We start from the raw sequence: 22,770 nt of genomic DNA on the forward strand, positions 1-22,770 counted from the left end.
GGGCCGTACGACCCACGGCCCCGCGCATCGCCTCGCGTGCGCGGCCCGGTCACCAGGACGGCGGTTCTACAGACCGAGGCCGCGCACGCTCAGGTCGAGCAGCGCGCACACGAAGAGCGCGATTCCGATGAAACCGTTCACCTGGAAGAACGCCCGGTTGAGGCGGCTCAGGTCGTGCGGCCGGACGATCGCGTGCTCGTAGAGGAACGCCGCGCCGACGACCGCCAGGCCGATCCACCAGAAGACGCCCGCGTGGGTGGCGAGTCCGTACCAGACCAGCAGGCCCGTGGTCACGGCGTGGCAGACGCGCGCGCCGTACAGCGCGGCCGGGATGCCGAAGCGGGCGGGGACGGACTTCACGCCCTCGGCGCGGTCGGCCGCCACGTCCTGGCAGCCGAAGATCAGGTCGAAGCCGCCGATCCAGACACCCACCGCGAGCCCCAGGATCACCGCGTCCCACGACCAGGCGCCGGTCACCGCGAGCCAGGCGCCGATCGGGCCCATCGCCTGCGCGACGCCCAGGATGGCGTGCGGGAAGTTGGTGAACCGTTTCCCGTACGGGTAGACCACCATCGGCACCACCGCGATCGGCGCGAGCGCCAGGCACAGCGGGTTGAGCAGCGCGGCGGCGCCGAGGAAGACCGCGACGGCGATCAGCGCGCCGGTCCACGCGGACCGTACGGAGACCGCGCCGGTGACCAGTTCGCGCCCGGCGGTCCGCGGATTGCGCGCGTCGATCTCGCGGTCGATGATCCGGTTGCACGCCATGGCGAAGGTCCGCAGGCCCACCATCGCGACGGTGACCAGCAGCAGCTCCAGCCAGTGCACCGAGCCGTCGTCGAGGAACATCGCGGTCAGCGCCGCGGTGTAGGCGAAGGGCAGCGCGAAGACCGAGTGCTCGATCATCACCAGCCGCAGGAACGCCCGCACCGGTTCGCCGCCGCTCGCGCGGGGAGGCCCGGCCTTCGCGCTGCCTCCGTCCAGGATCGCCTCGCCGCTCACAGCCCGTACTCCTTCCAACGCTTGGTCACCCGTTCCGCGGTCTCCGGGTCGGAGAGCACCATTTCCGGCCAGCCGCCGTCGCGGGTGTAGCCCTCCTCCGGCAGCTTACGGGTCGCGTCGATGCCCGCCTTGCCGCCCCAGAACTGCTGGTACGAGGAGTGGTCGAGGTGGTCGACCGGGCCCTCGACGACGGTGAGGTCACGGGCGTAGTCGGTGTTGCCGAGCGCCCGCCAGGCGACTTCGTGCAGGTCGTGGACGTCACAGTCGGCGTCCACGACGATCACGAGCTTGGTGAGGGACATCATGTGCGCGCCCCACACGGCGTGCATCGTCTTCTGCGCGTGCTTCGGGTACTTCTTGTCGATCGAGACGATCGCGCAGTTGTGGAAGCCGCCCGCCTCCGGCAGGTGGTAGTCCACGATGTCCGGAATGATGACCTTCAGCAGCGGCAGGAAGAACCGCTCGGTGGCGCGGCCCAGCGGTCCGTCCTCGGTCGGCGGGCGGCCGACGACGATGGACTGGAACAGCGGGCGCTTGCGCATCGTGACGCAGTCGACGGTCAGCGCGGGGAACGGTTCCTGCGGGGTGTAGAAGCCGGTGTGGTCGCCGAACGGCCCCTCCGGCAGCGTCTTCCCCGGCTCCAGCCAGCCCTCCAGCACGACCTCGGCGTGCGCGGGCACCTGGAGCGGCACCGTCTTGCAGTCGACCATCTCCACCCGCTTGTTCTGCACGAAGCCCGCGAACAGGTACTCGTCGATGTCGCCGGGGAGCGGCGCGGTGGAGGCGTACGTGACGGCGGGCGGGCAGCCGAAGGCGATGGCGACCGGGAGGCGTTCACCGCGGCGCTGGGCGACCTGGTAGTGGTTGCGGCTGTCCTTGTGGATCTGCCAGTGCATGCCGATGGTGCGCCGGTCGTGCCGCTGGAGCCGGTAGAGGCCGAGGTTGCGGACGCCGGACTCGGGGTCCTTGGTGTGCGTCAGGCCGAGGTTGAAGAAGGAGCCGCCGTCCTGCGGCCAGGTGAACAGGGCGGGCAGCGCGTCGAGGTCGACGTCGTCGCCGGTGAGGACGACTTCCTGTACGGGCCCGTCCTTGATCTTCTTCGGCGGCACGTGCGTCATCCCGGCGAGCTTGCCGAACGCCTCCCGCATCCCGACGAAGCCCTGCGGCAGTTCCGGCTTGAGCAGCCCGGCGATCTTGTCGCTGATGTCGGAGTACGCGCTCAGGCCGAGCGCCTTCAGCAGCCGCCGGTCGGTGCCGTACACGTTCATCGCCAGCGGGGCGACCGAGCCGCGGACGTTCTCGAAGAGCAGCGCGGGGCCGCCCGCCTTGTTGACCCGGTCGGTGATCTCGCCGACCTCCAGATACGGGTCGACCTCGGCCTTGATCCGCCGGAGGTCGCCGTCCTTCTCCAGGGCCCGCAGGAACGAGCGGAGATCGTCGTAAGCCATGGGCCCCAGTCTTCCATCCCGCTCCGGCGTCGGACGCGCCGCCTCGTTAGGCTGGGCGTCCTGAGCAATGTTCCGTGGGGGGCCTCTGTGCTGAAGTACCTGCCGTACCTGATGGTGATCGCGCTGTGGATCTACGCCTTCGTGGACTGCCTCGGCACTCCCGAGCGGGAGGTGCGCGGGCTGCCGAAGCTGGTGTGGGTGCTGATCATCCTGTTCTTCGGCGAGGTGCTGATCGGACCGGTGGCCTGGCTGCTGATCGGCCGACGGCGCGGCCCGGTCCGGGTGCGCACCTCCGAGGGCGCCACGCCCTCGGAGTGGCACCGGGACCACGAAGGGACCCGCGGGCGGCACGAGGACCCGCGCGAGGTCGACGAGCCGCGGCCGCGTACCCGCCAGGTGTGGGTCGCCCCGGACGACAATCCGGAGTTCCTGCGCTCGCTCAGCGAACTGAACAAGCAGAACAGGGAAGGCAAGGACGGCGGCGCGGCCCCGTCCGAGGGCGACCAGGAGGACCCCGCGGGCGACCGGTGAGGAATCCGGCCCCGGGGGATCAGACCCCGGCGTACGAGTGCTTGCCGGTGACGAAGATGTTCACGCCGTAGTAGTTGAACAGGAAGCACGCGAAGGCGATCAGCGCCAGATACGCGGCCTTGCGGCCCTTCCACCCGGCGGTGGCGCGCGCGTGCAGGTAGCAGGCGTACGCGACCCAGGTGATGAACGCCCAGGTCTCCTTCGGGTCCCAGCCCCAGTAGCGGCCCCAGGCGGCCTGCGCCCAGATCGCGCCCGCGATGATGGTGAACGTCCACAGCGGGAAGACCAGCGCGTTCATGCGGTACGCGAACTTGTCGAGGCTCGCCGCCGCGGGCAGCCGGGACATGACGTCGGCCCAGCGGCTGTTCTGCGTGCGGTTGGCGGCCAGCGCCGTCTCGTAGCGGTCGCGGAACAGGTAGAGCAGCGTGCCGACCGCGGCGAGGTAGAAGATCGCGCCGGAGATGATCGCGCACGACACGTGGATCCACAGCCAGTACGAGTGCAGCGCGGGCACGAGCTGGTCGCTGGAGGTGTAGAGCACCGACAGGGCCAGGCCCAGGTCGAGCAGGACCGTCGTGGTGAGGAACAGACCGATCCAGCGGACGTTCTTCTTCAGCACGAGCAGCAGCAGGTACGCGCCGACGGCGACCATGCCGAAGGTGGTGGAGAACTCGTACATGTTGCCCCACGGGGGGCGCTGTACGGAGATGGCGCGGAAGAGGACGCCGCCGAAGTGCAGCAGCCAGGCGAGGGCGGTGAAGGCCACCGCGATCCGCCCGTAGAGGTCGCCCTTCTCGTCCTCGCCCGCGGCGCCGGGGCCGTCGGCGATGCCGCGGTCGCTGGCGGAGGCGCGGGTGATGACCTTGGGGACGATGTTCGGGCGCGGGCGCTCCAGGGTGGTGGTGGCGCCGCCGCGCTGGGCGACCTTGACGGTGACCGCGGGGGCCGCCGCCTTGGCCGCCTCGGCCTCGCGCGTCTCCGCGGCGAGGGCCGCGGACTGCACGGCGACCTTGCTGCGGCTGCCGAAGACCCACTCCGCGAGGTGCGCGAGGAAGGCCAGCGCGTACACGAACATCGCCGAGCGGATCAGGTAGTTGCTGTAGTTCGCGAAGTTCTCGTTGACCGCGGACGCGATATTCACGCGCGGGCTCCTTCGTCGTCTGTCCGGGGGGTTGACTCTACGGGGACCGGATTGTCCGGTTGGCCGGTGCCCTCGCCGGGGCTCTCGACCGTGTTCTCAGCGTTCGCTGCGTTCGCTGCGTTATCGGCGTTCTCGGCCTTCCCCGCCGTCTCGGCGTTCGCGGCCGTCTCGGCGTTCCCGGCGGAATTCCCGACCGGGTCCTCGTCCTCGTCCTCGTCCGGGAGGGCCGGGGCCTCCGGCTGGAGCTGGAGCGCGATGTCGCCGATCTCCTCGGCGATCCGCACCGACTCGCTGCGGCCGAGGCCGCCCATCTCGACCACGGTGGTGCCGTCGGGGCCGGGCACGGCGCGCACCCAGATCCTGCGGCGCTGGATGAAGAGCGAGCCCATCAGGCCGAGGATCGCGGCGACACCGCTGATCAGCGCGGTCTCGTTGCCCGACTGGTGGGAGACCTGGAAACTGGCCCAGGTCTTGACCCCGGTGAAGGTGAGGCTGCCCGCGCCGTCCGGCAGGGTGATGGCCTCGCCGGGCTTGAGCGCGACGGCGTTGATGCCGGGAGTCGAGGTCTCCAGCTTGAACTGCTTCATCTTCGTCGTGTCGAGCTGGTAGACGTTCTTGGAGACGCCCCCGTCGATGCCGAGGTCGCCGTGGTAGGCGTTGAGGAACAGCAGCGGGCTCTCCAGGCCGGGGAAGAACGACCGCGGGCCCTGGCCCGCGTCACCGGTCGGCGTGAAGTAGCCGGTGAAGGCGAGCTGCTGCGGCTTGCCGTCCTTGCCGACCGCGTCGGGCACCTTGATCGTGCCGGTGGACGTGATGTTGCTGTCCTGCGGCAGGAACGGCACCGGGCCCCGGAAGGCCACATTGCCCTTGGCGTCCTTGACGGTGACGATCGGCGCGTAGCCGTGGCCGATCAGATAGACCTTCTCGCCGCCGATGCTCAGCGGGTGGTTGGTGTCGATCGTGCCCTTGACGGGCTTGCCGTCGGCGCCGTCCCAGTAGTGGATGTTGGCCTTGAAGACCCGCGGGCTGCCGATGTCGGGGCCGCTGGTCTCGTACGCGGAGTCGAAGCTGTCGAGCTTGAAGCCGAACGGCTTGAGGTCGTCCGCGGTGTAGAGGGTGGACGGCGAGAAGTCGTCGTACTGCGTGAGGTTGTTGGTGAAGCCGTCGCCCTCGACGATCAGCTTGCCGCCCTCGGCCTTGTTCAGCGAGGTGACGGCGAAGGAGATCAGCAGGCCGAAGAGCGCGATGTGGAAGAGCAGATTGCCGGTCTCGCGCAGGTAGCCCTTCTCCGCGGCGACCGAACCGCCGCCGCCCTTGCCGTCCTTGCCGGTGCCGTCGCTCAGCGCGGTACGGAACCGGCGTCCGCGCAGCGCCTTGTGCGCGGCGTGCAGCACCTGCTCGGGCCCGGCGTCGGTGCGCCAGGTCGAGTACGCGGGCAGCCGCGTGAGGTGGCGCGGCGCGGCCGGCGGCCTGGCCCGGAGCTGGCCGACGAACTGCCAGGTGCGCGGGACGATGCAGCCCGCGAGGGAGACGAACAGCAGGATGTAGATCGCCGCGAACCACGGCGAGCTGTAGACGTGGAACATCCCGAGCCGGTCGTACAGCGGGCTGATGCCGGGGTGGGTCTTCTTGAACGCCTCGACCTTGAGCGCGTCGGAGTGCTGCGGGATCAGCGAGCCGGGGATGGCGGCCAGCGAGAGCAGGAAGAGCAGGACCAGGGCGATCCGCATCGAGGTGAGCTGCCGCCACATCCAGCGCAGCAGGGCGAGGGTGCCGATCGCGGGCGCGCTGCGCAGGGTGTCGACGGGCTGGGTGCTGAGCTGCGCGCCCGCGGCGCCCAGCCCGTCGCGCTCCTGAGGCGCTTCGCCGCCCGTGCCCTTGTCGTTGCCCTCGCGCGGCTCGCGCTCGGTTTTCTCCGTGACGCTCATGGGTCAGACCCCTGGGGTGAAGCTGCTCGACCAGATCTGCATCTGGTAGGTGATGTGGTCCCAGACGCCGGTGACGAGGAGGACGCCGACCGCGACGAGCATCGCGCCGCCGGCGCGCATCACCCACACGTAGTGGCGTTTGACCCACGCGAACGCGCCGAGCGTACGACGGAAAGCTATGGCGGCCACGATGAACGGCACACCGAGGCCCGCGCAGTAGAACGCCATCAGCAGCGCCCCGCGGCCCGCGCTGGCGTCGTTGAAGGCCAGCGCGTTGACGGCGCCGAGGGTGGGGCCGACGCAGGGCGCCCAGCCGAGGCCGAAGAGCAGACCGAGCACCGGCGCCCCGGCCAGGCCCAGCGCGGGCCGGTAGTGGAAGCGGAATTCGCGCTGGGTCAGGCCGCCGACGATGCCCATGAAGGCCAGGCCGAGGACGATGGTGAGGCCGCCGAAGATCTTGGAGAGGATCTGCCGGTGCACGAGCAGTTGCGCGCCGAAGTTGCCGAACAGGGCGCCGCCGGAGACGAACAGGGCGCTGAAGCCGAGCACGAACAGCGACGAGCCCAGCAGCATCCGGCCCCGCTTGGCCTCGGCGAGGTCGGTGCCGGTGACGCCGGTCACGTACGACAGATAGCCGGGGACCAGCGGCAGGACGCAGGGCGAGAAGAAGGAGATCAGCCCGGCGAACATGGCGATCGGGATGGCGGCCAGCAGCGCCCCGGTGAGCACCGTCTGGTTGGGGTCGGTCGCGGCGCTCAGGGTGACGACCGCGGCGGCGGCGCTTGCCTGCACGTCACTTCTCCGCGATGAGCGGGTCGATGATCCGGTGCAGGTCCTCGACGCTGAGCGGCTTCAGCGCGCGGACGGCGAGCTTGCCCTGCCGGTCGATGACGAGGGTGGCGGGCAGGCTCTGCGGGTTGAGGCTGCCCTTGGGGAAGCGCAGGATCAGCGAGCCGTAGGGGTCGTACAGGCTGGGGTACGGGATCTCGAAGCGCTTGTCGAAGCGTTCGGCGTTGGAGACGTCCAGGTCCCGGGTGTTGATGCCGAGGAACTGCACGCCCTTGTCCTTGTCGGCGTTGGCGACCTCGGCGAGGTTCGGCGCCTCCGCGCGGCAGGGCGCGCACCACGAGCCCCAGATGTTGACGACGACGACCTTGCCCTTGTACGCGGCCAGGCTGTCCGTGCCGCCGGTGACCGTCTTGCCCGAGATGTCGGGGGCGGGTTTGCGGTCGGCGGCCTTGAGGACGTTGATCTCGCCGGTGCCGCCCATGAAGTTGGTGTTGTCGGTCCCCGAGGTCGAGGTCGACGAGCAGGCGGCCGTCGTCATCGCGAGCGCGGCGGCCCCGACGAGTGCCGCGGCACTGCGGGGAAAGCGGCGTCGGAGGGCGCGCGTAGGACTCATGTGAAAAGTTTCGCATGGGCCTTCGCGCGATCTTCCACGCCCCCGACGCCAACCCCAAAAACGGCAATTGCCCCAAGTAAGGATCAGGTAGTCGCAGTTCCGGCACCGACCGGCGCCTTGCCCGAGCTGCTGGTCCCGCCGCTGCTCACGGCGGGGGCGGCGAGGAATTCCCGCCAGCCGCCGGCGGGCGACTGCCCGACCTCCAGCGTCCTGAGCTTGTCCAGGACGGCCGGGTCCTGCGCGTCCAGCCAGTCCACGTACTGCCGGAAGGACACCATGCGGATGTCGCCGTTGTTCGCCTTGTCGCGGGCCGCGGCGACGTGCTTGAACGCTTCTTCAACGGCGTCCATGTAGATCCCGCCGTTCCACTGCTCGAAGTGGTTGCCGATGTAGAACGGCGCGCGGTTGGTCGAGTACGCCCGCTCGAAGCCCGCGATGTACGAGGCGGTGGCCTGCCGGCGCCAGCCCGGGTAGTTGGCCGGGTCGGACTTGGTGGCCGCGTGCGACTGGTTGGCGAGCATGTTGTAGTCCATGGACAGCACCTCGAAGGAGTGTCCGGGGAAGGGGATGAGCTGGAGCGGCAGGTCCCACAGGCCGCCGCGCTTGGAGGGCCACACCTGGTTGCCGCCCGGCGAGCTGGCGTCGTACCGCCAGCCGAGCGCCTTCGCGGTCGGCAGCAGATTGTCCTGGCCGAGCAGGCACGGGGTCCGGCCGCCGACCAGCTCCTTCTCGTAGTCGAAGGGCAGCGGGTCCTGGTCGTGCCAGCCCGTGCTGGTCTTCCAGCTCTTCACGAACGACTTGGCCTGGTCGATCTCGCTCTTCCAGTCGGCCGACGTCCAGCGGCCGACGGTGCCGCTGCCGCCGCAGAAGTGACCGTTGAAGTGCGTGCCGATCTCGTGGCCGTCCAGCCACGCCTGCCGGATGTTGTCCAGCGTCATCCGGACGTGCTGGTCGGTGAGGTAGCCGATGTCCGAGGCGCCCTGCCGGTTGTTCGGCGGCGCGTACTGGAGCTTCTTGCCCTCCGGCAGCAGGTAGAGCCCGGACAGGAAGAAGGTCATGGACGCGCCGTGGTTCTCGGCGAGCTTGCGGAAACGGGGGAAGAGGCCGTTGCCGACCTCGCCCGCGCCGTCCCAGGAGAAGATCACGAACTGCGGCGGCGCCTGGCCGGGCTCCAGCCGCTCGGGCCTGGGCTGGTTGGGCTGCGTCCCGGTGTACGCCGTCGATCCGTCGCCGATGAGGGTCACGGTCTTCTTCGGGGCCTGGCGGCCGCTCGCCCCCGACTTCTCGCCGGTCTTGCTCGCCACCGGCGTCGCTCCGCCGCCGCTCACCCCCTTCCCCGTGCCGCAGCCGGCGACGCCGAGCCCGGCCGCCGCCGCCCCAGCGCTAGTGGTCAACAGGGTCCTGCGGCTCATGGCGCACATCGTGGAACGGTCCCGTCTCTCGGCTTCTCCGGCCTGACGGCCGAGTGGGCAGAAAAGTGGTCACCCACCATGACGTTCACAAGTTCCTCGCGGTTACGCGGCATGCGGCAAAACTTGCCGAGGTTCCCTCGGGTGGCTCCGGTTCTTCACTCGCCCAGTGGACGGGTCCGCCCCGGCCGGGGCGGGGGGCGGCGAGTCCTAGAGAAGCCGGGCGGGGACCAGGTCCCGCGCGGGCTCGCTGTAGCCGACGGAGACGATGCGGTCGCCGTCGTAGGTGAAGGAGGTCAGGGACGCCAGCGTGCACTGACGGCGGCGCGGGTCGTGCCACAGGCGGCGGCGCTCGGCGTAGCTGCGGGCGATCCAGATGGGGAGCTGGTGGGAGACGCAGACGGCCTCGTGCCCACGGGCGGCGTCGCGGGCGGCGGCCAGCGCGGCCGTCATCCGGACGACCTGGTCGACGTACGGCTCGCCCCAGCTCGGCCGGAAGGGATTGGTGAGGTACTTCCAGTTCGCGGGCTTGCGCAGCGCCCCGTCGCCGACGCCGAAGGTCTTCCCCGCGAAGACGTTCGCCGCCTCGATCAGCCGCTCGTCGGTGCCGACCTCCAGCTCGTGGGCGGCGGCGATGGGCGCGGCGGTCTCCTGGGCGCGCTCCAGCGGGGAGGCCACGACGTAGGTGATGTCGCGCGAGGCCAGGTGCTCGGCGACCCGGTCGGCCATCTTGCGGCCCAGCTCGGACAGGTGGAAGCCGGGGGCGCGCCCGTACAGGATGCCGTCGGGGTTGTGCACCTCGCCGTGCCGCATCACGTGGACAACGGTCATCTCGCTCATGCGTGGGCCTCCGCGGCGGCGCGTGCGGCGGCGGGCAGCGCGGCGGCGATCCGCTCCACGGCCCGCTCGTCGTGGGTGGTCGACACGAACCAGGACTCGAAGGCGGAGGGCGGCAGATAGACGCCCTGCGCCAGCATCGAGTGGAAGAAGCCGGTGAAGCGGAATGCCTCCTGCTTCTTCGCGTCCTCGAAGTCACGGACCTCGTCGTCCGTGAAGAAGACGGAGAACATGCTGCCCGCGGTCTGCACGCGGTGCGCGACCCCCTCCTTGCTCAGCGCGGCACTGACCAGCTCCCGGATCTCCACCGACACCGCGTCGACGCGCGCGTACGCGGCCTCGTCGAGCAGCCTGAGCTGCGCGAGGCCCGCGGCGGTCGCGACCGGGTTCCCGGAGAGCGTGCCCGCCTGGTAGACGGGGCCCGCGGGCGCGAGGCGGCTCATCACGTCGGCCCGGCCGCCGAAGGCCGCGGCGGGGAAACCGCCGCCCATGACCTTGCCGAAGGTCATCAGGTCGGGGCGCACCCCGTCGAGCCCGTACCAGCCGGAGCGGCTGACGCGGAAGCCGGTCATCACCTCGTCGGAGATGTAGAGCGCGCCGTCGTCGGCGCAGAGCTGCTTGAGTCCGGCGTTGAAGCCGGGCAGCGGCGGGACGACGCCCATGTTGCCGGGCGACGCCTCGGTGATCACGCAGGCGATCTCGCCGGGGTGCGCGGCGAAGGCGGCGCGTACGGCGTCCAGGTCGTTGTACGGCAGCACGATGGTGTCCCCGGCCTGCGCGCCGGTCACGCCGGGGGTGTCGGGCAGGCCGAAGGTGGCCACGCCCGATCCCGCGGCGGCCAGCAGCGCGTCCACATGGCCGTGGTAGCAGCCCGCGAATTTGACGATCTTCGCCCGGCCGGTGAAGCCGCGCGCGAGCCGGATCGCCGACATCGTGGCCTCGGTGCCGGACGACACCAGCCGTACCTGCTCCAGCGGTTCGACCCGCGCGACCATCTCCTCGCCGAGCGCGACCTCGCCCTCACCGGGTGTGCCGAAGGACGTACCGCGCGTGACCGCGGCCTGGACGGCGGCGATCACCTCGGGGTGCGCGTGGCCGAGAATCATCGGTCCCCACGAGCAGACGAGGTCGACGTACTCGCGGCCGTCGGCGTCGGTGAGATAGGGGCCCGTGCCGGACACCATGAACCGGGGCGTGCCGCCCACGGCGCGGAACGCCCGCACCGGGGAGTTCACACCGCCTGGTGTCACGGCCGCCGCGCGGTCGAAGAGTTCCTGGGACACTGGTGCTTCGTACGGATAGCTCACACGCACATGCTCTCAAATGCCTGGCGTTGCGCGGCAACGTCTCAACCCTGCATCTGAGACGATGATCGGGTTGCGTGGTTGGGTCTGCGGATGGTCGGGTAGTGGAATGCAGCAGCGCGGTGGCGGACCGGGTGAAGGACCGGGCGAGCACGAGCCCGAACGCGCCCGTCCCACCGGCAGGCGACGCCGTCCCGCGAACCCCGCCGACCGTGTACCGGAAAACCGTTCAACCGCGAGCGAGGGCAGGAGCAGGGGTGGCCGAGTGGGGGTGACCTACAAGTATTTCGGTGCGCCCGACGGCGCCACCGCCGCACGCGTCCCGATCTCCATGCGCCCCGAGGAACTCGGCGGCGACGAACTCGGCCACGGCATGTACACCAAGGTCAAGCCGGAGACGATGGCCGCGATGGTCCTCACCGGCATCGAGGGCATACCCCCCGCCAAGGTCCCGCCGCTCGAACTGGTGGTGCTGCACCCGGACTACGCGGTGGTACGGCTGCCGCACTCGGTCGTCGAGCCGCTGCGCACCGCCAACGAGGAATCGCTGGGCGCCGCCGCCTTCATATGGTCCACCGTGCCGGACCGACGCGGTCCGAGAGACGCGTTCGTGATCTACCAGATGCTCCATGAATGGCAGGATTTCGCCCGCCGCTGCGAGGAGTCCGGTCACCAGCTCTACTGTCTCGTCTGGCCCTGACCGGCCGCCCCTTCCTCTCGCGTCTTCCTCGTTCTTCCCCGCCTTCGCGGACCTACGCCGCACACTCGCGCCCGACTCCGCGCCACCGCGCGCCTTCTCCGGGCCGCCCGGATTGCGCGTTTCCGGCCAACTGGTCACTGGCGGATCACCGCAACGGCTTGCATGCGCCAAATACCCCCCGCAATACGGGATATCGCACCCTCAAGCGCTCAATTTCCCGCGCGCGCCGCCGACTCCTCGTACAGCTCGATGTCGGCCAGGCCCGAGCCGGGCGTCACCAGACAGCTCACGAGAACCTCGTGCTTCTGCGCGGGCTCGGCGCACTGCCAGGTGCCCGCGGGGACGAGCATCTGGAGATGGGTGACGGGATAGTCATGTCCCGGTCCCAGCAAGGTCGTTGAAGCCTCCGCCGAGCCGTTCTCCACCGGGGCCCCGCCGGTGCCGCCCTGGCGCAGCCGGAGCTGGCCGCCGCGCCGCCACAGCCACAGCTCGTCCGAGCTCACCCGGTGCCAGGACGACCGCTCCCCCGGGCTGAGCAGGTAGTGGATCAGTACGGCGGTCGGCCGGACACCGTCGAGACCCGGCACGGGCACCTCGACCGGTGAGGTGTAGACCCGGCCGTACCAGCCGCCTCCGGGATGGGGCTCAAGGCTCAGTTCATGCGCGGTACGCGGACGTAGACCCATATGACACCTCCTGCGCCACTACGGCTGCGCCCGCGGAGGCGGACGCCGTACCGTCGCGGCGACCGTACCCCGCGGGGGCGGCGGCACCGTAATCAGGCCGTCTTCAGCGTCTTGATCACGCCGTGTTCGGTCACGCTGTCTTGGATCACGCCGTGTTCGGTCCCGCTGTCTCGGGTCACGCCGTGTTCGGTCACGCCGTCTTGAGGCGGAGGATCAGGGTGATCACCGACAGCACCGCGAGGAAGGCGGGGAAGGCGGCGACCTGTGCCGGGTCGTGGACCTTGAGGTGGGTGCCGGTGGCGCCGATCAGCAGCAGGACGGCGCCGGCCGCGGCGGCGACGCCGAGCGGGGCCCAGGCCAGACCGATCAACAGGCCACCGCAGGCGGCGATTTCGAGCAGGCCGATGGCGCGGGAGAGGGACAGGGACAGGCCCAGGTGCTCCGCGGTCTCGGCGGCCTTCGGGTGGTTGATCACCTTGAAGGTGCCGAGCGCGGCGAAGACCAGCGCCAGGACGAGGGACAGCACGACGGTGACGGCGAACATCGGGGCTCCGGGGTGAGGGGAAGGCTTACGGGGACGCGTACGGCCGTCAGATCCAGCTCGACAGCCGGCCGAGCTGGGGGATGATGTGCGCTTCCTCGAGGTCCAGGTGGGCCGCGAGGTGGTCGGCGAGCGCCTGCACGGCGTCCTGCGCCGTGGCCCAGTCGGCGTCGGGCAGCGCGCCGACCGACGTGATCATCGCGTCGAGCAGCGAGCCGAGCGCCAGGTGGTCCGCGGTGAGCCTGTCGACCACCGGGCGCAGCTCGGGGGCGATGCGCAGCACGGCGGGGAAGATCCGGAAGTCCTCGATGGAGTGGTGCGCGTGCACCGTCTGGCAGTACATGTCGCAGAACGACTTGAGCTGCCAGGCGGCCTGACGCAGCGTCAAGTCGTCCATGCGGGCGTGGACTTCGCCGAGCGCGGCCGGGTCCTTCGCGGCGAGCAGCCGCAGGGCCTGGCCGAGCGAGTCCAGGTCGCGGCGCAGGGCGGCGTGCGCGCCGAGCAGCGTACTGACCATGGCGCGGCCCGCGGGCGTGGTGGCCGTACCGCCGCCGCCCGTACCCGGGGTCTGGGGCGTGCTCATCGGTTCGCGCCTTCCTTGCTCACCGCTTCGCGGACCGCAGGGACGACCTCGGCGTGGAAGGTCTCGATCTGCCGGGCGTGGTCGGCCATCGGGGTCAGGACGAAGGCGCTGACGCCGCCGTCGAGGACCAGTTCGGTGAGCCGTTCCGTCCACGCGGCGCTGCCCTCGTTGAAGGGCGCGCCGCCGTTTCCGTCGATCCGGCCGATGATGTTGTAGAGCCGCCGGACGTCGGACGGGGCGCGGCCCGCGGCCGAAGCGGCCTCGTCCATGCGGTGGTTGAGCGCGATGACCGCGGCCGGGTCGAGGTAGGGGAAGCTCGGCAGCCAGCCGTCGCCGAGGCGCGCGGTGACCTCCAGCATCCGGGGCCGGTACGCGCCGAGCCAGATGCCGATCGGGTGCGCGGGCGCGGGTCCGGGGACGACGCCCTCCAGCCGGTAGTGCTCGCCCTCGTACGCGGCGGGGGCGTCCCCGGCCGCCCACACCCGGCGGATGACCGCGACGGCCTCCTCCAGGGCGTCGATGGCGACCTTGGGCGAGCGGCGCGGGCCGCCCATGCCGCCTCCGCCGTGGTCGGCCGCGGCTCCGGCGCCGAGGCCGAGTTCCACCCGGCCGCCGCTGATCAGGTCGAGCGAGGCGGCGGCCTTGGCGAGCATGGCCGGCGGGCGCAGCGGGAGATTCGCCACGTCGGGGAAGAGCCGGATGCGCTCGGTGCGGGCGGCGAGCACGGACAGCAGCGTCCACGCCTCCAGGGCGGCGCCCATGTAGGGGTGGTCCATGAGGCCGAGTAATTCGAAGCCGCGGCGGTCGGCGAGTTCGGCGAGCCGGATCAGCTCGTCGATCCGGGCGGCCTCCGGGTTCAGCGCGATGCCGAATTCCAGCGGATGGACGCGCTCGGCGGTCGTCGGGGCGGGTGCGGTCACGGGCTCGGACATGAGTGGTCTCTCCGGGGGTTCGGCGTGAAGTCGTTGTCATTAAAGCCGTCGGCCGCGGGCCCCCGCTGTACCGTTGGCGTGACGGTAATTGACGCTGGGCGTCAGGAAAACTGACGGTGCCACGGGGCGGGGGGACTGCGGCGTGCTGGACGTACGGAAACTGCTGCTGCTGCGCGAGGTGGAGGCCCGGGGCTCGATCGCCGGGGCCGCGCAGGCGCTCAACTACACGCGGTCGGCGGTCTCCCAGCACCTGTCGGCGCTCGAAGCGGAGACCGGGGTGCCGCTGCTCGACCGGACGAACGGCAAGGCGACGCTGACCGCCGTCGGCCGGTTGCTGGTCAGGCACGGCGAGGACATCCTGTCCCAACTGGAGACCGCTGAATCGGAGTTGCTGGAATTCAGCGGACAGGTCTACGGCGACCTGCGGGTCGGGATGCCCTTCCACGAGGGCCCGGCGCTGCTCGTGCCGGTGCTGGCCGGGCTGCGGCGCGACCATCCCAACCTCCGGATCACCTTGCACGACGTCCGCAGGAGCGAGGCCCGGCAGGCCGTGCGGCTCAATCAGCTCGACCTGGTCGTCGCCTCCCGCTACGACCAGATCCCCGAGCCGGACGTGCCGGGGCTGACCGAGGAGCCGGTCGCGGGCGACCGCATCCGGCTCGCGGTGCCGCCGGGCCACCCGCTCGCGGAACAGGGCGGGGCCGGGAAGCCTCTGCCGCTGGCCGACTTCGCCCGTGACCCCTGGATCTACGACGAGGGCTCGGCGCTCGGCCGGCTGACCCTGCACGCCTGCCACGGCGCCGGGTTCGCCCCGGACGCCGTGGCCGAGACCGACGACATGCAGGCCGTCCTCGGCCTGGTCTCCCACGGCTGGGGCGTCGCCCTCGTCCCCGACCTGGTCCCCGACCGCCCCGGCTTCCCCGTCGTCCGCGTCACCCCCGCCGCCCTCACCCTCACCCGCCACGTCACCCTCGTGGCCCGCACCGGCACGATCGCCTGCCCCTCGATCTCCGCCGTGCTCACTGCCGTGAGGTCCCTGGTCAACACCCGCCCCCCGACCCCCGCCGCCCCCACCCCCCACTGACCGCCGCACCGGCCGACGAGACCGCGCCCGGCACCTCGACGCCCCCCCCCCGCAGGCCGCACGTGCCCGGCCCGGTCAGCCGTCCGCCCCGAGTCCGGACAGGCCAGGACAGGCATCGAGGCCGGCGCCTCAGCGCGCCCGCGCGGGCGGCGCGGCCCGCAGGGGCCCGCTGAGGCCGGTCGCGCGGCGCGCGCGGCGCGGGGGCCGATTGGGCTGCGGGCCGGACGGCGCACGCCCGCCCGGAGGGCTATTTGTGGCCGGTTACCAGGGCGACCGGGCCGTCGAGGGGTTGGGCGGAGCAGGAGGTGAAGCCGGTTTCCTCCAGCCAGCGGACGCAGTCGGCGCCGGTGTAGTCGAAGCCGCCGGGGCTTTCGAGGAGCATGTGGAGGCTGGTGAGGAGGCCGAAGGCGTTGACGCGGCGGTCGTCGTCGATCATCGACTCGTAGACGACGACGGAGCCGCCGTCCGGCAGGGCCTCGTACGCCTTCTTCAGGAGCATCCGCTTGGTGTCGAGGTCCCAGTCGTGCAGGACGCGGCCGAAGACGACGACGTCGGCGGTGGGCAGGGCGTCGGTGAGGAAGCTGCCGGGCTCGAACCGGAGCCGGTCCCCGAGCCCGGCGCGCCGTACCGTCTCGTGGAAGGTGGGCGCGACGGCCGGAAGGTCGAAACCGGTGCCGCGCAGGTGCGGGTGCGCGGTCAGTACGGTGTTGAGCAGGATGCCCTCGGAGCAGCCGATGTCGACGACGGTCGTGACGTCCGCCCAGGCGAAGGCGGCGGCCAGCGCCTGCGAGGCGGCGAGCGAACCGCCGGTCATCGCCTTCTGGAAGCGGCTGGTCAACTCCGGGTCGGCGTACAGGACATCGAAGGGATTGCCGTCCGCTCCCCCGACGTTGTTCTGCGGCTCACCGGTCCGCAGCGCCTCGGTCAAGTGCCCCCAGGACTGGTACCACTGCTCCTGCGCCATCTCCAACAGGCCCCCGATGTACGTGTCCTGGGCGCGGTCGAGGAAGGCCGCCGTGTCGGGCGTGTTCGCGTACACCCCGTCCGTCCGCTCCAGCAGGCCGAGCGCGACCTGGCTGTCGAAGAAGTCGCGGGCGCCGCGCGGGTGCAGACCGAGGCGGGCGGCGAGCGCGGACGCGTCGGCCGGGCCGTGGGCGGCGAGGTCCGAGTACACCTCCAGCTCCACGGCGGTCAGCAGCACCTTGGACTGCCAGAATCCGAGGCCGAGTTGGACCAGTCGGTCCTGGGGGTTGCCGACGGGCGGGCGGGGCGCAGTGCTCACGGCGTGTCCTTCCTGGGGTGGGGTACGGGCGCGGGCGGGTGGGTCACAGGGGTCACAGGGGTCACAGCACGACGGCGGGGAAGGGCGGTGACGGCAGCGGCACCCGGCGCCTGAGGGCCGTGGCAGCCGTAACGGCGGTGGCGCGAGCCCCCGCGCGCGGATAGCTCCCGAGGAAGCTGGCCCGCGCCCCGACGTCGGACAGCGCGGCGACGGCGTGGCGGACCCGCTGGTCGTCGATGTGGCCCTCGACGTCCACGAAGAAGCGGTAGTCGCCCAGGCGCAGCCCGGTCGGCCACGCCTGGACCCACGCGAGGCTGACGCGTCCCGCCGTGAAGACGGACAGGATTCCGGGCAGCGCGGCCGGTGTGCCGTCGCCTGCCGACACCAGCAGGGACGTACGGTCCCGGCCGGTGCGGGCGGGCGGCACCCCGGCGCGGCGGACCATCACGAAGCGGGTCACGGCGTTCTCGCGCTCGCCGATGTCGGTGGCGAGCACGCGCAGCCCGTACCGCTCGGCGACGGCGGGCGCCGCGACGGCCGCGTCGCGCGGGTCGCCGGACCGGGCCAGGTCGCGGGCGGCGCCCGCCGTCGAACCGGCGGCCTCCGTCACGGCGTTCGGGAGCCTCAGGCCGAGCCAGCGCCCGCACTGGGCGAGCGCGTGCGGGTGGCTGCGGACCCGCTCGACGCCGTCGAGAGTGGCGCCGGGCAGGCCCAACAGCGCGAAGCTGACGCGCAGTTCGGTCTCGCCGACGATGTGCAGGTCGTCGGTGGCGGCGAAGCCGTCGAGGGTGGCGGGGACCACGCCCTTCAGGGAGTTCTCCACCGGCACCATCGCGGCGGCGCAGTGGCCGCGCCGTACGGCCTCCAGGGCGTCGGCGACGGTCGGATACGGCTCGCACACCGGCACCGGCACCGGCACCGGTCCCGGCACCCGCGTGCCGAGCGCGGAGCGCAGCGCCGCCTCCGTGAAGGTGCCCTCGGGCCCCAGATAGGCGTACCTCATGAGGGCCGCTCCCTCAGCTCTCGATGAGGCGGTGGAAGAGGACGGTGTCGAAGATGTCCTCCATGGCGGTGGCCCGGCCGTCGCGCATCGTCCAGGAATGGACGAACTGAAGGGTCTCGGTGTGCCCGGTCAGCGAGGTGACCTGCCGGATGCCGAAGACCACGATCCGGTCGCCGGACTCGATGAACTCCAGCGGCTCCAGGCGCATTCCGCCCAGCACGGTGGGGACGTGGGCGAGGAACTCCTTCACGCCCGCGTGCCCCTTCTTCGTACCGCCGAGCCCGTAGGTGTCCATCCCGTCCGGGTGCACCCAGTCGACGTCCGGGTGCAGGGTCGCCAGCAGCCCTTCGACGTCGCGTTCCGCGAAGGCGCGGTAAGCGGCCCGGACCGCCTCGGAGTTGCTACGCCCGGACACCGGCGCCCACCTCCCCGGCGCTGGACTCGCGCAGGTGCCCGGGGTACATCGCGGCCAGGGTGCGGCGGATGCCGTCGCGCCAGCCGACCTCGCAGGGGCCGGTCAGCTCGCGGCGCAGCGCCGGGTCGAACTGGTAGGTCTCGCGGGTGACTTCGGACGGTACGAGCGTGGCCGTGACCCCGGTCAGCTCCTCCAGGTACCGCACGCAGTCGGTGATGCCGACCGCTTCGTCGCCGCCCCAGTTGACGAGCGTGGTGGGGACGGCGGCGGCCTCCCACAGGCGCGGGACCTGGCGTACGAGGTCGTCGGTGTAGAGGAGCGAGCACCAGTTCTGGCCCTCGACGGGCACGGGGATCGGCTCGCCGGCCAGCATCCGCTTGAAGTAGAGCATCGGGACGCCGCCGTAACCGCCGGGCCCGTAGGCGATGTTGAGCCGCGCGATGGTGGTCGGCAGGCCGAGCACCTGGCCGAAGGCGCGGACGGTGCCCTCGGCGGCGATCTTCCCCACCGGGTACGCGGGCAGCCAGTCGGCCTTGCCGTCCACGGGGTCGGTCTCGGTGTAGCGGTGGTCGAGGGTCTGGCGGGCGTAGAGCGCGCCGGTGGACACGTACAGGAAGGCGTCGGCGCTGCGGCAGTGGGTCATCAGCCGCCCGGCGGCGATGGAGTTGACGGCGACGGCCGCGTTGAAGTCGCCGTCCTCGCCGCGCCGGACGGCGGAGTGGACGACGTGGGTGAAGTCGTCGGGGAGGCCCTTGAGGGTGTCGGGGCCGAGGTCGTCCATGTCCCAGCGGAAGGTGGTGATGCCGCTCGCGGTGAGTTCGGCGGCGACGCCGGGGGTCCCGAAGCGGCCGAGACACCAGACGTCGTTGTCGGCGGCGAGCGCCTCGGCGACGGGCCTGGCGACCTGCCCCGTGCCGCCGGTGACCAGGATCTTCTTGCCCTTCACGCTGTCACGTCCCCGGTGTCGGTGTCGGTGTCGGTTTCCGCGCCTGCGCCTGCGCCTGCGCCTGCGCCTGCGCCTGCGCCACCGTCCCCCATGGCGCGGTCCAACTCCCTGCGCAGGATGGCCTGGAAGGCGGCGACGTGCTGCGGGCCCATCAGCGTGTAGTGCTCGCCCGGTACGTCGATGTAGTCGTTGGGCCCGGTGGTGTAGTCGTCCCAGCGGCGCAGTTCGTTCTCCAGCCAGTCCTGCTTGGTGCCGCGCAGCGGGACGGCGTAGAAGACCTTCATCGAGCGGACGGTGCCGCTCGGCTGGTAACCGCGGCCCAGGTCCGTGAGGCCGTCGGCGAGTTCGGCCCAGGCGGCGAACTTCTCCGCCGTCAGGTCGAGTTCGGCGAGCCGGTCGGCGGGGGCGATGTCGATGAAATGCTGGAGCTGCCGTTCGCGGGGCAGCCCGCGCAGGGTGCCGGGGATCTCCAGCGACTGCTTCTTGTTGATCAGGGCCAGGAAGAAGGCGAGGTTGGCGGCGGTCTCGACGAAGTCCAGTTCCTCCATGCGGTACTTGATGTGCGGCGGGAGGTTGAAGCTGCCGACGAAGTCGACGCGTTCGCCCTGTGCCTCAAGGACCTTGGCGATCTCGAAGGCGACCGCGCCGCCGTAGGAGTAGCCCGCGACCGCGTACGGCCCGTGCGGCTGCTTGGCGCGGATCGCGTCCACGTAGGCGGCGACCATCTCCGCGAAGGTGGCGAAGGGCTTCTCGCCGCGGTTGAAGCCGCGGGCGCGCAGTGCGTAGAAGGGCCGGTCGGCCACGAAGTACTTGGCGAGGTTGACGAAGACGAGGACTTCGCCGACGCCGGGGTGCACGCAGAACAGCGGGGTCTTGCCGCCGCTGAGCTGCATGGGGACGATCGGGTCGTACGGCCGCTCGCCGGTCGTGGTGTCCCCGGCGGCGAGGTCGGCGGTGATCCTGGCGGCCAGGTCGCGGACGGTGGGGGCGGTCAGCACGGTGATGATCTGGAGGTCGGCGACGCCGAGGCGCCGGGCGACACTGAGCCGCAGCCGCAGGATGTCGAGTGAGGTGCCGCCGAGGTCGAAGAAGCTGGCGGTGGCGCTGATCCGGTCGGCGGTGGTGTCGAACATCTCGGCGTAGATCGCGGCCAGTTGCCACTCGGTCTCGCCTTCGGGTGCGGTGTAGCCGCCGAGTTGACGCGAGGTCAGTTCCTGTACGGCCGCGGTGGCGGCGGCGAAGTCGCCGTTCTCCAGGCGCTTGCGCAGCAGGGAGCGCTGGATCTTGCCGAGGCTGGTCTTGGGGAAGGCGCTCTCGGGCAGCGGCAGCAGCAGCGCGGGGCGGAAGCCCCAGTGCATGACGACGGTGGAGCGGACGGCGGCGAGCAGCCGGAAGAGTCCGGCTTCGTCGGCCGCGGGGATCTCGGGGTGGAAGGCGACGACGAGCTGTTCGGTGTCGGCGCCGGGCACGCGGGTGGGGAAGGCGGCGACGAACGAGCGGGCGACGCCCTCCAGTTGCTCCAGGGCGGTCTCGATGTCGTGGCTGTAGTAGTTGACGCCGTTGACGATGACGCTGTCCTTGCTGCGGCCCACCAGGGTGAGCCGTCCGCCGTCGATCCGGCCGAGGTCGCCGCTGCGGAACCAGCCGTCGGCGGTGAACGCGTCGGCGGTGGCCTGGCCGTTGTTGTAGTAGCCGCCGGTGATCATCGGCCCGCGGAGCTGGAGTTCACCGACCTGCCCCTCCGCCAGCGGCCGGTGGGTCTCCTCGTCCGCCACCCGGATGGCCAGGCCCTCCACGGGCAGCCCGAGGTTGGCGAACTCCTGCCCGGCGTCCAGCTCGGGGAAGCCGGTGGAGTAGACGCTGCCCGCGCACGTCTCGGTCATCCCGAAGGCGGGCCACAGCGCGAAGGACGACAGGCCGTACGGGGCCAGTTCGTCGAGGAAGGTACGGCCGGTGGCGCACACGATGGCCTCGCCGCCGCTGATGATGTGGCGCAGGCGGGACAGGTCGAGCGGTTCGCCGCCGCTCGCGCCCTCGGTGACCGAGGACGCCCCGCTCACGGCCGCGTTGACCAGGCCCAGCAGGAAGTTGGGCGTGAAGGTCATGGTGACCCGGTGGCGGGAGAGCAGCCGCAGGAAGTCCAGCGGCTCCTTGAGCACCACCTGCGGCTCGACGTGGAGTTGGAGCGCCCCCGCGTACAGCGGCAGCAGGTGGCACTCCAGCAGCGCCGCGACATGGTCGAAGGACACCCAGTTCAGCGAGGTGTCGGCGGGGGTGAGGCGGTGGAAGCCGTTCTTGCCCGCCATCGACGCCAGCAGGTTGGCGTGGGTGAGCATCACGGCCTTGGAGTTGCCGGTCGAGCCCGAGGTCAGCACCAGCAGCGCCAGCTCACCGGGCTCCGCGTCGTACAGCTCTACGGCGGGCTCGTGCCCGCGCAGCCCTTCCAGCGGTACGGCCGACAGGCCCGGCACGCGCGGGAGTTCGGCGGCCAGCGCCTCGTCGGCGATCAGCAGCGGCTTGTCGAGCAACTGGTCGACGTGCGCCAGTTGGGCCGCCCAGCGCTCCGGGTCGCCGCGCAGCGGCACCAGCGGGCAGGGCACGAGGCCGCCCAGCAGGCAGGCCCAGAAGACGGTGAGGAATTCGTGCGGGCGCTCCACCAGCAGCGCGACCTTGTCGCCCGCGCGCAGTCCGTGTGCGCGCAGTCCGGTGAGCGACCGGCGCGCGTCGTCCACTAATTGCGGGTAGGTCTGGAGCCGGGTGGATTCACCGGCCATTCCGTGACAGTAGCGGATGCCCGAGTCCTGGTGCTTTTCCGCGGCGCGCAGCAGCAGGTGCGCGATATTGCGGACGTTCTCGTCGGCGGCGGGATTTTCCGAAGCCTCGCGTAATCGCGGCGCATTGGACATGACTGTGCCGGGTCCTTTCGTCGCACTGTCCGGTTCACCAAGGGAATCCGTGTCAGCAAGCAAGCCTCTGAGCAGCACAGTTGACCGGCGAAGGCGTGACGCCGACACCGTAGCGATGTAGCACAGGGGTAACGAAGGAGGTACCTCAGGCAAACTGCCGGAAACACTCGACATTGAGAGAACCGGCCAGCGCGGATTATTTCCGGAAACGCTGGGTGAGGTCGATGGTTGAACTTTAGGAGGTCGCTCACCGCGCATTCAAGGCGGCCAGGACGACATGGCTCAAAGCAGCCTGACGCGACCGCCGCGCAGCATGAATTCCGCAGTTGGCGGCGCTCCACGTGAGATGAGCCACAACGCGGCGGCGCTGGCCGAAAACACGTGACGTACCCGCCCGACCGCACAGCGCCACCCGCCGACCCCCCGCACCCCCGGCGGCCCCAACCCACCCCCATCCGACCCGCCGCCCCGGCCCGATCCGATCCGACCCGCCGCCCCGGCACGGTCCGATCCGCCGCGATCCGACTCTGCCCGGCGCGTACCGCCGCCGACCCGCGCCGCCCGGTACCGGACAACCGGCCGCTTATGCTGCTGCTACCCAGGGAAAACACCCAGCAGGGCTCTGGCCACAGCAGAGCCCGGGGCCCCGGAGCAGAACCGAGCAGGCACCGTCCGTGGAAGGCAGCACCA

At 71.2% G+C, this 22,770-nt stretch carries 21 protein-coding genes; 3 read left to right on the top strand and 18 right to left on the bottom strand.

Annotated features, from left to right (window positions below):
• Positions 1-66 precede the first annotated feature (66 nt).
• Positions 67-984 (bottom strand): menaquinone biosynthesis prenyltransferase MqnP, encoded by a 918-nt coding sequence (gene mqnP, locus ACFY9V_RS28280; protein ID WP_391163555.1) that lies wholly within the window; start codon positions 982-984, stop codon positions 67-69.
• Between the two features lie 14 nt (positions 985-998).
• Entirely contained in the window at positions 999-2,450 is a 1,452-nt protein-coding gene (locus tag ACFY9V_RS28285) for a menaquinone biosynthesis decarboxylase (RefSeq protein ID WP_355340524.1), read from the bottom strand.
• 87 nt (positions 2,451-2,537) lie between these two features.
• Between ACFY9V_RS28285 and ACFY9V_RS28290 the strand changes: the two genes are divergently transcribed.
• On the top strand, positions 2,538-2,981 hold the full coding sequence (locus ACFY9V_RS28290; RefSeq protein WP_355340526.1) for a PLD nuclease N-terminal domain-containing protein: 444 nt from the start codon (positions 2,538-2,540) through the stop codon (positions 2,979-2,981).
• Positions 2,982-3,000: 19 nt separating this feature from the next.
• Here the strand turns inward: ACFY9V_RS28290 and ccsB are convergent, their stop codons facing one another.
• The 7 genes from ccsB to hemL all read right to left on the bottom strand — a co-directional run bounded on the left by ccsB (position 3,001) and on the right by hemL (position 11,005).
• Complete coding sequence (ccsB, locus tag ACFY9V_RS28295; protein ID WP_391163514.1) at positions 3,001-4,122, bottom strand: c-type cytochrome biogenesis protein CcsB; 1,122 nt, start codon at positions 4,120-4,122, stop codon at positions 3,001-3,003.
• Positions 4,119-6,050, bottom strand: a complete 1,932-nt coding sequence (locus ACFY9V_RS28300) for a cytochrome c biogenesis protein ResB (RefSeq protein ID WP_391163516.1) — start codon at positions 6,048-6,050, stop codon at positions 4,119-4,121. The genes ccsB and ACFY9V_RS28300 overlap by 4 nt, the downstream gene beginning before the upstream one ends.
• 3 nt (positions 6,051-6,053) lie before the next feature.
• The gene (locus tag ACFY9V_RS28305) at positions 6,054-6,842 is read right to left on the bottom strand and encodes a cytochrome c biogenesis protein CcdA (RefSeq protein ID WP_355340534.1); all 789 of its coding nucleotides are present in this window, start codon (positions 6,840-6,842) and stop codon (positions 6,054-6,056) included.
• Between the two features lies 1 nt (position 6,843).
• Positions 6,844-7,452, bottom strand: coding sequence for a redoxin domain-containing protein (locus ACFY9V_RS28310; RefSeq protein ID WP_391051954.1), 609 nt, complete (start codon positions 7,450-7,452; stop codon positions 6,844-6,846).
• Between the two features lie 83 nt (positions 7,453-7,535).
• Positions 7,536-8,873 carry a hypothetical protein gene (locus ACFY9V_RS28315; RefSeq protein ID WP_391163518.1) on the bottom strand — a complete coding sequence of 446 codons (1,338 nt, stop codon included), beginning with the start codon at positions 8,871-8,873 and terminating at the stop codon, positions 7,536-7,538.
• Positions 8,874-9,071: 198 nt separating this feature from the next.
• The gene (locus ACFY9V_RS28320) at positions 9,072-9,701 is read right to left on the bottom strand and encodes a histidine phosphatase family protein (protein ID WP_355340543.1); all 630 of its coding nucleotides are present in this window, start codon (positions 9,699-9,701) and stop codon (positions 9,072-9,074) included.
• Positions 9,698-11,005 (bottom strand): glutamate-1-semialdehyde 2,1-aminomutase, encoded by a 1,308-nt coding sequence (hemL, locus tag ACFY9V_RS28325; protein ID WP_355340546.1) that lies wholly within the window; start codon positions 11,003-11,005, stop codon positions 9,698-9,700. The genes ACFY9V_RS28320 and hemL overlap by 4 nt, the downstream gene beginning before the upstream one ends.
• Before the next feature lie 106 nt (positions 11,006-11,111).
• Between hemL and ACFY9V_RS28330 the strand changes: the two genes are divergently transcribed.
• Entirely contained in the window at positions 11,112-11,702 is a 591-nt protein-coding gene (locus ACFY9V_RS28330) for a hypothetical protein (RefSeq protein WP_223186742.1), read from the top strand.
• A 209-nt stretch (positions 11,703-11,911) separates the two neighbouring features.
• Here ACFY9V_RS28330 and ACFY9V_RS28335 read toward each other — a convergent pair whose 3' ends face one another.
• The 4 genes from ACFY9V_RS28335 to ACFY9V_RS28350 form a co-directional block, all read right to left on the bottom strand.
• A complete protein-coding gene (locus ACFY9V_RS28335; RefSeq protein WP_355340549.1) occupies positions 11,912-12,388 on the bottom strand; it encodes a cupin domain-containing protein in 477 nt (158 codons plus the stop codon).
• Positions 12,389-12,578: 190 nt separating this feature from the next.
• Positions 12,579-12,932 carry a DoxX family protein gene (locus ACFY9V_RS28340; RefSeq protein ID WP_355340552.1) on the bottom strand — a complete coding sequence of 118 codons (354 nt, stop codon included), beginning with the start codon at positions 12,930-12,932 and terminating at the stop codon, positions 12,579-12,581.
• 46 nt (positions 12,933-12,978) lie between these two features.
• Positions 12,979-13,512, bottom strand: coding sequence for a hemerythrin domain-containing protein (locus ACFY9V_RS28345; RefSeq protein WP_355340555.1), 534 nt, complete (start codon positions 13,510-13,512; stop codon positions 12,979-12,981).
• Entirely contained in the window at positions 13,509-14,444 is a 936-nt protein-coding gene (locus tag ACFY9V_RS28350; protein ID WP_355340558.1) for an LLM class flavin-dependent oxidoreductase, read from the bottom strand. Before ACFY9V_RS28350 ends, ACFY9V_RS28345 begins: the two co-directional genes overlap by 4 nt.
• Positions 14,445-14,586: 142 nt before the next feature.
• Here ACFY9V_RS28350 and ACFY9V_RS28355 point away from each other — a divergent pair, with 142 nt between their 5' ends.
• A complete protein-coding gene (locus tag ACFY9V_RS28355) occupies positions 14,587-15,528 on the top strand; it encodes a LysR family transcriptional regulator (protein ID WP_355340561.1) in 942 nt (313 codons plus the stop codon).
• A gap of 247 nt (positions 15,529-15,775) precedes the next feature.
• On the opposite strand, the gene ACFY9V_RS28360 is transcribed toward ACFY9V_RS28355, so the two are convergent.
• From ACFY9V_RS28360 to ACFY9V_RS28380, 5 genes are all read right to left on the bottom strand, one after another.
• Complete coding sequence (locus ACFY9V_RS28360; RefSeq protein WP_391163520.1) at positions 15,776-16,810, bottom strand: methyltransferase; 1,035 nt, start codon at positions 16,808-16,810, stop codon at positions 15,776-15,778.
• Positions 16,811-16,871: 61 nt separating this feature from the next.
• A complete protein-coding gene (pheA, locus tag ACFY9V_RS28365) occupies positions 16,872-17,813 on the bottom strand; it encodes a prephenate dehydratase (RefSeq protein WP_391163521.1) in 942 nt (313 codons plus the stop codon).
• Positions 17,814-17,826: 13 nt separating this feature from the next.
• Complete coding sequence (locus tag ACFY9V_RS28370) at positions 17,827-18,228, bottom strand: nuclear transport factor 2 family protein (RefSeq protein ID WP_391163522.1); 402 nt, start codon at positions 18,226-18,228, stop codon at positions 17,827-17,829.
• The gene (locus ACFY9V_RS28375) at positions 18,215-19,174 is read right to left on the bottom strand and encodes an NAD-dependent epimerase/dehydratase family protein (protein WP_391163523.1); all 960 of its coding nucleotides are present in this window, start codon (positions 19,172-19,174) and stop codon (positions 18,215-18,217) included. Before ACFY9V_RS28375 ends, ACFY9V_RS28370 begins: the two co-directional genes overlap by 14 nt.
• On the bottom strand, positions 19,171-22,080 hold the full coding sequence (locus tag ACFY9V_RS28380) for an alpha/beta fold hydrolase (protein ID WP_391163524.1): 2,910 nt from the start codon (positions 22,078-22,080) through the stop codon (positions 19,171-19,173). The genes ACFY9V_RS28375 and ACFY9V_RS28380 overlap by 4 nt, the downstream gene beginning before the upstream one ends.
• Positions 22,081-22,770: the final 690 nt, after the last annotated feature.

The sequence above is a fragment of the Streptomyces sp. NPDC008317 genome, from assembly GCF_042955955.1.
In the GTDB taxonomy this organism is placed as follows: Bacteria; Actinomycetota; Actinomycetes; order Streptomycetales; family Streptomycetaceae; genus Actinacidiphila.

Coding starts and splice junctions, on each gene's coding strand:
- ACFY9V_RS28285 (WP_355340524.1), bottom strand. CDS start 2,450: ATGGCTTACGACGATCTCCGCTCGTTCCTGCGGGCCCTGGAGAAGGAC.
- ACFY9V_RS28300 (WP_391163516.1), bottom strand. CDS start 6,050: ATGAGCGTCACGGAGAAAACCGAGCGCGAGCCGCGCGAGGGCAACGAC.
- ACFY9V_RS28310 (WP_391051954.1), bottom strand. CDS start 7,452: ATGAGTCCTACGCGCGCCCTCCGACGCCGCTTTCCCCGCAGTGCCGCG.
- ACFY9V_RS28315 (WP_391163518.1), bottom strand. CDS start 8,873: ATGTGCGCCATGAGCCGCAGGACCCTGTTGACCACTAGCGCTGGGGCG.
- ACFY9V_RS28320 (WP_355340543.1), bottom strand. CDS start 9,701: ATGAGCGAGATGACCGTTGTCCACGTGATGCGGCACGGCGAGGTGCAC.
- ACFY9V_RS28330 (WP_223186742.1), top strand. CDS start 11,112: ATGCAGCAGCGCGGTGGCGGACCGGGTGAAGGACCGGGCGAGCACGAG.
- ACFY9V_RS28335 (WP_355340549.1), bottom strand. CDS start 12,388: ATGGGTCTACGTCCGCGTACCGCGCATGAACTGAGCCTTGAGCCCCAT.
- ACFY9V_RS28340 (WP_355340552.1), bottom strand. CDS start 12,932: ATGTTCGCCGTCACCGTCGTGCTGTCCCTCGTCCTGGCGCTGGTCTTC.
- ACFY9V_RS28345 (WP_355340555.1), bottom strand. CDS start 13,512: ATGAGCACGCCCCAGACCCCGGGTACGGGCGGCGGCGGTACGGCCACC.
- ACFY9V_RS28350 (WP_355340558.1), bottom strand. CDS start 14,444: ATGTCCGAGCCCGTGACCGCACCCGCCCCGACGACCGCCGAGCGCGTC.
- pheA (WP_391163521.1), bottom strand. CDS start 17,813: ATGAGGTACGCCTATCTGGGGCCCGAGGGCACCTTCACGGAGGCGGCG.
- ACFY9V_RS28380 (WP_391163524.1), bottom strand. CDS start 22,080: ATGTCCAATGCGCCGCGATTACGCGAGGCTTCGGAAAATCCCGCCGCC.